This window comes from Dactylosporangium sp. NPDC005572, assembly GCF_040605515.1.
Taxonomy (GTDB): domain Bacteria; phylum Actinomycetota; class Actinomycetes; order Mycobacteriales; family Micromonosporaceae; genus Dactylosporangium.
The window spans coordinates 1-7271 of sequence record NZ_JBEXCY010000345.1; the positions used below are offsets into that span (position 1 = coordinate 1).

Consider the following 7271-nt stretch of genomic DNA (forward strand, 5'->3'; position numbering starts at 1 on the left):
GCGCTCGTCGCCGAGGCGCTGAGCAACCGGGAGATCGCGGCGCGGCTGGTGCTCCCCGCGATGGGGCGGCCGTCCCCGTCGGTCAGGCGGTAGTAGACGTGGCGGACCTTCTGCTGCGGGCCCACCTGCACCTCGGCGACCGTGGCCGTGGTGCGTTCGCCGCGGGTGGCGAGGACCGCCGACCACAGCACCGCCGGGACCAGGAACTGCAGGACGGCCGTCACCAGGAACGCCAGGAAGCGCAGGCCGTAGCGGTCGCCGAGCGACGGCAGCAGGACCGACGCCAGGATGAACGTGGTCACCCACAGGACCGCGCCGACGGCGATCGAGGGGCCGGTGCCGATCCCGGCCAGGCGGGTGAGGACCGCGAGCACGGCCGAGGCGGTGAAGACCCCGAGGAACAGCGCGGCGGCCCGGGTGAGCAGGCCGTGCCGGCGCAGGAATCCCATAGCCGGCACGGTACGGCGTGGCGTCAATATCATGGCCCGGGTGCACACCGATGACGAACTGGCCGCCCTGGCCCGCGCGCACCTGCCCGCCGACGTCGCCGAGCGGTGGCTGCCGCTGTGCCGGCCGGCGGTGGGGCTCGTCCCGCTGCGGGCCGGTGACGTGCTGACCACCGTGGCCGGGCACCTCGGCGGCGAGCCGGCGCTGCCGGACGACGTGCCGTGGCCGGTGACCGGCGACGGGCGGCCGCTGTACCACCTCGCCACCGTCGACTGCGCAGCGGTGGGCCTGCCGGCGCGGGGTCGGATGGTGTTCTTCGTCGACGAGGCGCTGTTCGACGACGACCCGGATGACGCTGACGACGCTGACGACGACGGGCCGCCCGCGGCCGAGGCGGCCCGGCTCGTGCACGTGCCGGCCGGGACGCCCGTCCGCCCCCGCGCCACCCCGGCGCGGGGCAACGCCTACGAGCGGACCCGGCTCGGCGCCCGGCCCGGCAGCACCGCCCCGGCCGCCGACCATCCCCTCGTCCGCCGCGAGTTCGGCGACGCGGCGACCGCCCCCGGCCACCCCCTGCACGCCCTCGCGTTCGCCAGAGCCCTCGCGTCAGCAGGAGGTGAGGCCGAGCACCGCGTCGGCGGCCACCCGAGCCCGCTGCGCCGGTCGGTGGCGTACGACGTCGGCGGCGACCCCCTCGCCTGGCAGCAGCTGGCCCAGTTCGACCGGAGCGACCCCGGCATCGCCTGGCACGGCGACGACGGCGTGCTCCTGCACTGGCTCATCCGCGCCGACGACCTGGCCGCCGCCCGCTTCGACCGGGCGGTCCTGACGCTGCGCCGCCCGTACCGGAGCGTCGGGTGAGCGCCCGCTCGCGCGCGGTCCAGGCGCTGCGGGACCATGCTCCCGACCTGGCCGGCCGGCCGGTCACCGACCTGGGCAGCGGCCTGGACAACACCGCCTTCCTCGCCGGTGACCTGGTCCTGCGCGTCACCGACCACGACACGGTGGCCCGGGAGGCCGCCCTCCTCGACCTCATCGCGCCGCACGTCTCCCTGCCGGTCCCGGCGGTGCGCTTCGCCGACCCGGGCCGCGGCGTCCTGGCCTATCCGCTGCTGCCGGGCCGGCCGCTGCTCGGGCGGCCCGCACCGGACGGGCTGGCCCGGCAGCTGGGGCGGTTCCTGGGCGAGCTGCACGCCGTCGAGACGGCCGCGGTGCCGGTGGACGGCGCCGACCCCCGCGAGTGGCTGGCGGACCTCGACGGGCCGGCCGACCTGCTCGCAGTACTGCTGAGAACAGTCCCCGAACCGGCCCGGCGGCTGGTGCTCGCGCATGCCGACCTCGGTGCGGAGCACCTGCTGGAGCACGCCGGGGCGGTCACGGGCGTCATCGACTGGACCGACGCCGCCGTCACCGACCCGGCGCTGGACTTCGCGCGGCTCTACCGCGACTTCGGGCCGGGGTTCCTCGCGGAGGTGCTCGGCGCGTACGGCGGCGAACCGCCCGCGCCCGAGCGGATCACGTTCTTCGCCCGCTGCGCGGCCCTGGAGGACCTCGCCTACGGCGGCGAGCACGCGCGGGCCGCCGGACGCAGCCTCGCCTGGCTGTTCCCGCCGTGACAGCCGTCGATACCTGAGGGGGTGGCCGGGAGCGTCCTGAGCAGCACCGGGCTGGCCAGGATGAGCAGGCCCGCGACCCCGATCGCCGCGCGCGGGCCGACGCCGGCGGCGAGCAGCCCGAACAGCGCGCTGAGCACGGCGATCGCGGCGCTGCTGCTGACCGACCACGCCGACAGCGTCCGGGCGACCCGGTCCTGCGGGGTGTGTTCGAGCCGGTAGGCGGCGAGCACCGGGTTGTACAGGCTCATGCTGATGATGATCGCCAGCTCGACGCCGATGACGGTCAGCAGGCCGGCGACGCCGGGCCCCACGAACACCAGCCCGATCAGCCAGACCGCCCGCAGCGTCCCCACCACCCGCAGGATGCGGATGCCGCCGTACCGCGCGACGAGCCGCGGGGCGAGGCGTGACCCGACCAGCCCGCCGAGGCAGGGCGCGGCGAACGCGAGCCCGTACTGCCACGGCGGGAAGCCGAGGTCGCGCAGCATGAGCACGGCCAGCAGCGGTTCGGTCGCCATGATGAGCCCGGCGACGACGAGCTGGTTGAGGTACAGCGCCCGCAGCCCGGGATGGGTGAGCAGGTGCCGCCAGCCGCCGGGTCCCCGCCCGGTGCGCCGCGGGCGCTCCTCCACACCGCCGATCGCCGCGATGCCCAGCGCCGACAGCAGGTAGCTGAGCGCGTCGGCGACCACGGTGACGACCGGCCCGAACAGCCCGATCGCCGCCCCGCCGAGCGGCGGCCCGACCGCGATCGAGCTCCACGTCGTCGCCTCGAACCGGGAGCCGGCGGCGACCAGCTGCTCCCGGGGGACGATCGCCTTGAGGAACGCGCCGCTCGCCGCAGTGAACGCGATCTTCGCGGCGGCGACCACGGCGGTGACGGCGAGCAGCTGGGCGAAGCTCAGCCGGCCGAGCGCGTACGCGACCGGGATCGACAGCAGCGCCGCGCACCGCACCAGCTCCATCGCGATCATCACGGGCCGCTTGCGGCGGAACTCCACCCACGGCCCGAGCGGCACCGCGAGCAGCGCGCCGACCGCCGGCCCGACCGCGGACAGCGCCGACACCTGCGCCGGCCCCGCGTCGAGCACGAGCACGGCGATGAGCGGCAGCGCGCCGAACGCCAGCCCCGATCCGTACGCGCTGACCGCGTACGCCCCCCACAACCACCCGAACCGCCGATCCACGGCAGCGATCCCACCAGGGGTGGGTCCGGCCGATCAAACAACGCCCGGACCGGCGAGCCACAACCGGCGGTTGTCGATTCGAGCTCGCGATCACCGCTGCGCGCCGAGACGAGGCGCCGCATGGAGTCGTACCCGACCCTGCACGCGACGGGCCACCTGGACGAGACCCGCTGGCCCGACGACGACCTGTTCGACCACGGCCTGACCGCCGTCCTGGCCACCGTCGGCTGAGCACCACGGCCGCGGCGCCGCCGACGCGTTTCCGCGTACAGTGCGCGTCGTGGGGGTCGATTGGGTGCCGGCGCGGCCGCGGGCCGGTGCGGACCTCGGCGAGGTCGCCGGGCTGATCGACGGCCAGGCGCGGTTCGTGCGGCGGCTGATGTTCGGCGCCGGCGACCCCGGGCCCGCGCCCGGCGACGGGCTGCTCGACCGGCTCGACGTTCCCGTCGTGGACGGGTACTGGCCGAGCTTCCGGGTCGGTGCCGTCGTCCGCGACCCGGTGCTCCCGCCCGAGTGGCGGTCCGCGGCCTGCTCGACGATGCTGCCCGCGGACGCCCGCCGGGCGGTGGCGCGGTGGCGGTGGTGGCACGGGGAGGCCGGCGCCGGGCGGATGCGGCACTACCTGGCCCGGCTGAGCGCCCACGAGACGGCGCAGGAGGTGGCAGCGGCTCAGGGGGTACTGCTGGAGCTCGTGCAGCAGGCGAAGACCCGGACGAACGCGTGGACCCGCCGGGACCGCTTCGAGCAGGCCTGCGCCCGGGCCCTGGCGCTGCCGGCCGCGCCGCTGCCGCCGCCGCCCGGCCCGCCCCCGGCGTCCGGCGCCGACGACGCGCCCGTAGCGGGGCAGGCTTCGTGGACGCAGGCCGGCGCCGCGCACCTCGCGCTGCTGCGGGAGGCGGTCCGCGAGTTCAACCGGGCCGTCCCGGCGGGCTTCAAGACGCACGCTCCCCGGCCGGCGCCGGCGGACGACCGGCGGGTGGAGCAGTTCTTCGCGTGGGTCACGTCGTGGCTCGACGAGGGCTACGGCCTCTACGTCTGGTGCTGACGGCGGCCCCAGGCCGACACCATCGGGGACGTGGTCACGTCCAGGGTGCCCGTCGCCAGGTTGGCCAGGTGCTCGTCGATCTCCTCCGTCGTGGCCAGGCCGGCCGCCAGGAGGCGGTCGCGGATCTGGCGGACCGTGGCCTCCTCCAGGCGGACGCAGGCCGGGCCGGTGACCGGGAACGACGCGTCGGCCTCGACGTCGGTCAGGCCGGCCTCGCGGAGCAGGCGGGGGAGCGTGCGGCCGTACGCCAGGTCGACCCCGCGCTGCGCCATCAGCGCGCGGAAGGCGTGCTTCACCTTGTTCGCCAGGCGCTGGGCCGGGCCGTACTCGTCCGGGCAGGCGAGCGGCTGCAGCGCCGGGTCGGCCTCCTCCAGCAGCAGCCAGCCGCCGGGGCGCAGCGCCGACACCATCGCGGCGAGGGCCTCGGCGCGCCGCGGGACGTGCACCAGGACCAGTCGCGCGTGCACCAGGTCGAAGCCGGTCGACGGCGGGGGTTCGGCGCCCACGTCGTGGCGGCGCACCGTGTACCCGGCGCCGTCCGGCATCCACGACACGTCGATGTCGGTGGCGAGCACCTCGCCCGCCGGACCGACCCGGCCGGCGAGCCACGACGGCACGCTGGGCCCGCCCGCGCCGACCTCCCAGCAGCGCCACCCGGGCGCGATGCCGAGCGCCTCGATGTGCCGGAACGTGGACGCGTTGAACAGCGCCGCCAGGGCGTCGAAGCGCCGGCCCGCCTCGGCCTGCCGGTTGTCGAGCAGGTACCCGCCGTCGTCCGTCACGCCCCGCATCATCTCAGGTGGACCGCGGCGCCGACGGCCATCCAGCCGTCGCGGTGCCGGTGACGACGACCTCGCGGCCGCCCGGGAAGCCCGGGGCGGCCGCGCTGCCGGGTGCGTCGTGCACCGGCGTGCCGTCAGAGTTGCCGGTAGTAGAACGTCACCGGGAACGGCGTGCAGCCCAGGCGCTTGTACAGCGCCCGCGCCGGGGCGTGGAAGGCGTCGGCGCCGGTGCCGATCTCCACGACCTCGGCGCCGCGGGAGCGCATGTCCGCGAACGCGTGCTCGCACAGGACCGTGCCCGTGCCGTGGCGGCGGTGCCCGGCGGCGACCGCGAGGTGCGAGACCGAGCCGTTGCGGCGGGCCGGGTCGACGCTCCACGCGACGTACCCGGCGAGCGCCCCGTCGACCTCGGCGAGCGCCACGTACTTGTGCTGCTCCGGCTCGTGCAGCTGGGCGACCTGCGTGCGGTAGTCGCCGCGCCAGTCGCCGTGCTGGTTGGCGAAGACGACGTCGCCCACGGCCGGCCGGAAGGAGTGCTCGTAGAAGGGCCCGAACGTGTCGATGGTGAGGTCGACGAGCCGGGTCAGGTCATGCGGAAGGAAGGAACGAACCAACATGGAATGGTGCCTTTCGGGCTGAGGGAAGGATGACCGTTCCCACTCGCGGCCCGTGATGGCGGCGAGTGGCCCTCAGCGACGGCTACGGCCGGCGGCGAAGCATTCCATGCCGCACAGTCTAGCGGCCCGAGCCGCCCCGAGCCTCCGATTTACTCCCCGCCGTGATGCGTGCAACCCCGGAGCCGGGGTGCGCCGGTCGTATCGGGTGAGAGAGCAGGACACCGGACGTGGGAGGCGCCTTGGCCGAGCTTGATGATGAGTTCCACGCGTTCGTTGCCGGTCGGCTCGACCGGTGGCGGCGCGGGGCGTACCTGATGTGCGGGGACTGGCACCTCGCCGACGATCTCGTGTCCGAGGCCGTCATCCGGCTGCACCGGCACTGGGGGAAGGTGCGGCTGGCCGGGAACGCCGACGCCTACGCCCAGAAGGTGCTCGCGCGGTGCTGGCTCAACGAACGCCGGCGTGGGTGGCGGCGGCGGGAGCGGGTCGATGCCGATCCGCCCTCCCCGGAGTACCGGATGGAGGACCGGATCGTCGACCGGCTGCCCCTCGCCGACCTGCTGCGCTCGCTCGGGCCGCGGCAGCGGGCCGTGCTCATCCTGCGGTTCTACCTCGACCACTCCGTCGAGGAGACCGCCGACATCCTCGGCGTCGCGCCCGGCACCGTCAAGAGCCAGGCCGCCCGGGCCCTGGAGCAGCTGCGGGCCGCGCGGGTGACGCCGTGAACGACGATCTCGAAGGGGAACCCATGCACCAGCTGTTCGACGACCTCATCGGTACACCTCCGGAGACCGCCATCGACACGCGCGCCCTGGTCCGCCGGGACCGGCGCGTGCGGGCCACCCGGCGCGCGGCACTCACGCTGACCGCGGTCGCGGCCGCCGGCATCGCCGTCGCGGTCTTCACGAGCGCCACCACGCCGGCCGGGGCGCCGCCGGGAGCGGTGGCGTCGCCGACGCGGGACGACCGGTTCGAGCTGCGCGCGGCCACCCGGGCGGAGGCTGAGGTGAGCGCCGGGCAGCTCGCCGCGGCGCTCGACGACGCCGTGCGGGCCGCCGTCCCCGCCGCGACCTGGGACCCCGGGCCCGGCATCCGGATCACGGTCATCGACTACGTGTCCCCGCCCGGCTGGCACGGCAGCGGCACCCTGCGGGTCGCGGGCACGACCGGCGCGCTCACCGTCATGGCCCACACGTGGACCGCGCCGGGGCTGTCGTGCGCGACCCTGTCGACGCCCCAGCCGCCGAAGGGCCGCGAGCCGACCAAGCCCGCGACGCCGCGGCAGTGCGCCGACGTGCAGACGCCATCGGGTGTACCGGCGGTGCTGCTGACCGGCGGCCCCGGCCCCACGCAGGGGTTCGAGCTGCGCGTCGCGCTGCCCGCCGACCGGGTGATGACGCTGATCGTGACCGGGCCCGACGACGGCGGCCCGCCGGTCCTCACCACCGCCCAGGCGCTGCTCGTCGCCGAGCACGCGGTCGGCCGGATCCGCTAGACGCCGCCATCCAGCGCGGCACGGTGACCGCGCCGGGCCCACTCCTCGGCCAGGAGCAGGTAGGAGCGCACCCGGTCCGCGT

At 75.9% G+C, this 7271-nt stretch carries 9 protein-coding genes; 5 read left to right on the forward strand and 4 right to left on the reverse strand.

What is annotated here, in order from left to right:
• Positions 1 to 449: hypothetical protein (locus ABZS66_RS59195; protein WP_354773403.1), on the reverse strand; the 449-nt coding region annotated here is incomplete at its 3' end.
• A gap of 40 nt (positions 450 to 489) precedes the next feature.
• Here ABZS66_RS59195 and ABZS66_RS59200 point away from each other — a divergent pair.
• Together ABZS66_RS59200 and ABZS66_RS59205 are read left to right on the forward strand one after the other, a co-directional pair.
• The gene (locus ABZS66_RS59200) at positions 490 to 1308 is read left to right on the forward strand and encodes a DUF1963 domain-containing protein (RefSeq protein ID WP_354773404.1); all 819 of its coding nucleotides are present in this window, start codon (positions 490 to 492) and stop codon (positions 1306 to 1308) included.
• Positions 1305 to 2063 (forward strand): phosphotransferase, encoded by a 759-nt coding sequence (locus ABZS66_RS59205; RefSeq protein ID WP_354773406.1) that lies wholly within the window; start codon positions 1305 to 1307, stop codon positions 2061 to 2063. The genes ABZS66_RS59200 and ABZS66_RS59205 overlap by 4 nt, the downstream gene beginning before the upstream one ends.
• Here ABZS66_RS59205 and ABZS66_RS59210 read toward each other — a convergent pair.
• On the reverse strand, positions 2003 to 3250 hold the full coding sequence (locus ABZS66_RS59210) for an MFS transporter (protein ID WP_354773408.1): 1248 nt from the start codon (positions 3248 to 3250) through the stop codon (positions 2003 to 2005). The two genes, ABZS66_RS59205 and ABZS66_RS59210, sit on opposite strands and share 61 nt — an antisense overlap.
• A 280-nt stretch (positions 3251 to 3530) precedes the next feature.
• On the opposite strand from ABZS66_RS59210, the gene ABZS66_RS59215 reads away from it, so the two are divergent.
• Entirely contained in the window at positions 3531 to 4295 is a 765-nt protein-coding gene (locus tag ABZS66_RS59215; RefSeq protein ID WP_354773410.1) for a hypothetical protein, read from the forward strand.
• On the opposite strand, the gene ABZS66_RS59220 is transcribed toward ABZS66_RS59215, so the two are convergent.
• Both ABZS66_RS59220 and ABZS66_RS59225 read right to left on the reverse strand, forming a co-directional pair.
• Entirely contained in the window at positions 4280 to 5077 is a 798-nt protein-coding gene (locus ABZS66_RS59220) for a methyltransferase domain-containing protein (protein WP_354773412.1), read from the reverse strand. The two genes, ABZS66_RS59215 and ABZS66_RS59220, sit on opposite strands and share 16 nt — an antisense overlap.
• 134 nt (positions 5078 to 5211) lie before the next feature.
• Complete coding sequence (locus tag ABZS66_RS59225; RefSeq protein ID WP_354773414.1) at positions 5212 to 5694, reverse strand: GNAT family N-acetyltransferase; 483 nt, start codon at positions 5692 to 5694, stop codon at positions 5212 to 5214.
• A 239-nt stretch (positions 5695 to 5933) separates the two neighbouring features.
• Between ABZS66_RS59225 and ABZS66_RS59230 the strand changes: the two genes are divergently transcribed.
• Together ABZS66_RS59230 and ABZS66_RS59235 are read left to right on the forward strand one after the other, a co-directional pair.
• Positions 5934 to 6419, forward strand: coding sequence for a sigma-70 family RNA polymerase sigma factor (locus ABZS66_RS59230; RefSeq protein WP_354773416.1), 486 nt, complete (start codon positions 5934 to 5936; stop codon positions 6417 to 6419).
• Positions 6416 to 7189, forward strand: a complete 774-nt coding sequence (locus ABZS66_RS59235; RefSeq protein WP_354773418.1) for a hypothetical protein — start codon at positions 6416 to 6418, stop codon at positions 7187 to 7189. The genes ABZS66_RS59230 and ABZS66_RS59235 overlap by 4 nt, the downstream gene beginning before the upstream one ends.
• The last annotated feature ends 82 nt before the right edge of the window (positions 7190 to 7271 follow it).

Coding starts and splice junctions, on each gene's coding strand:
- ABZS66_RS59225 (WP_354773414.1), bottom strand. CDS start 5,694: ATGTTGGTTCGTTCCTTCCTTCCGCATGACCTGACCCGGCTCGTCGAC.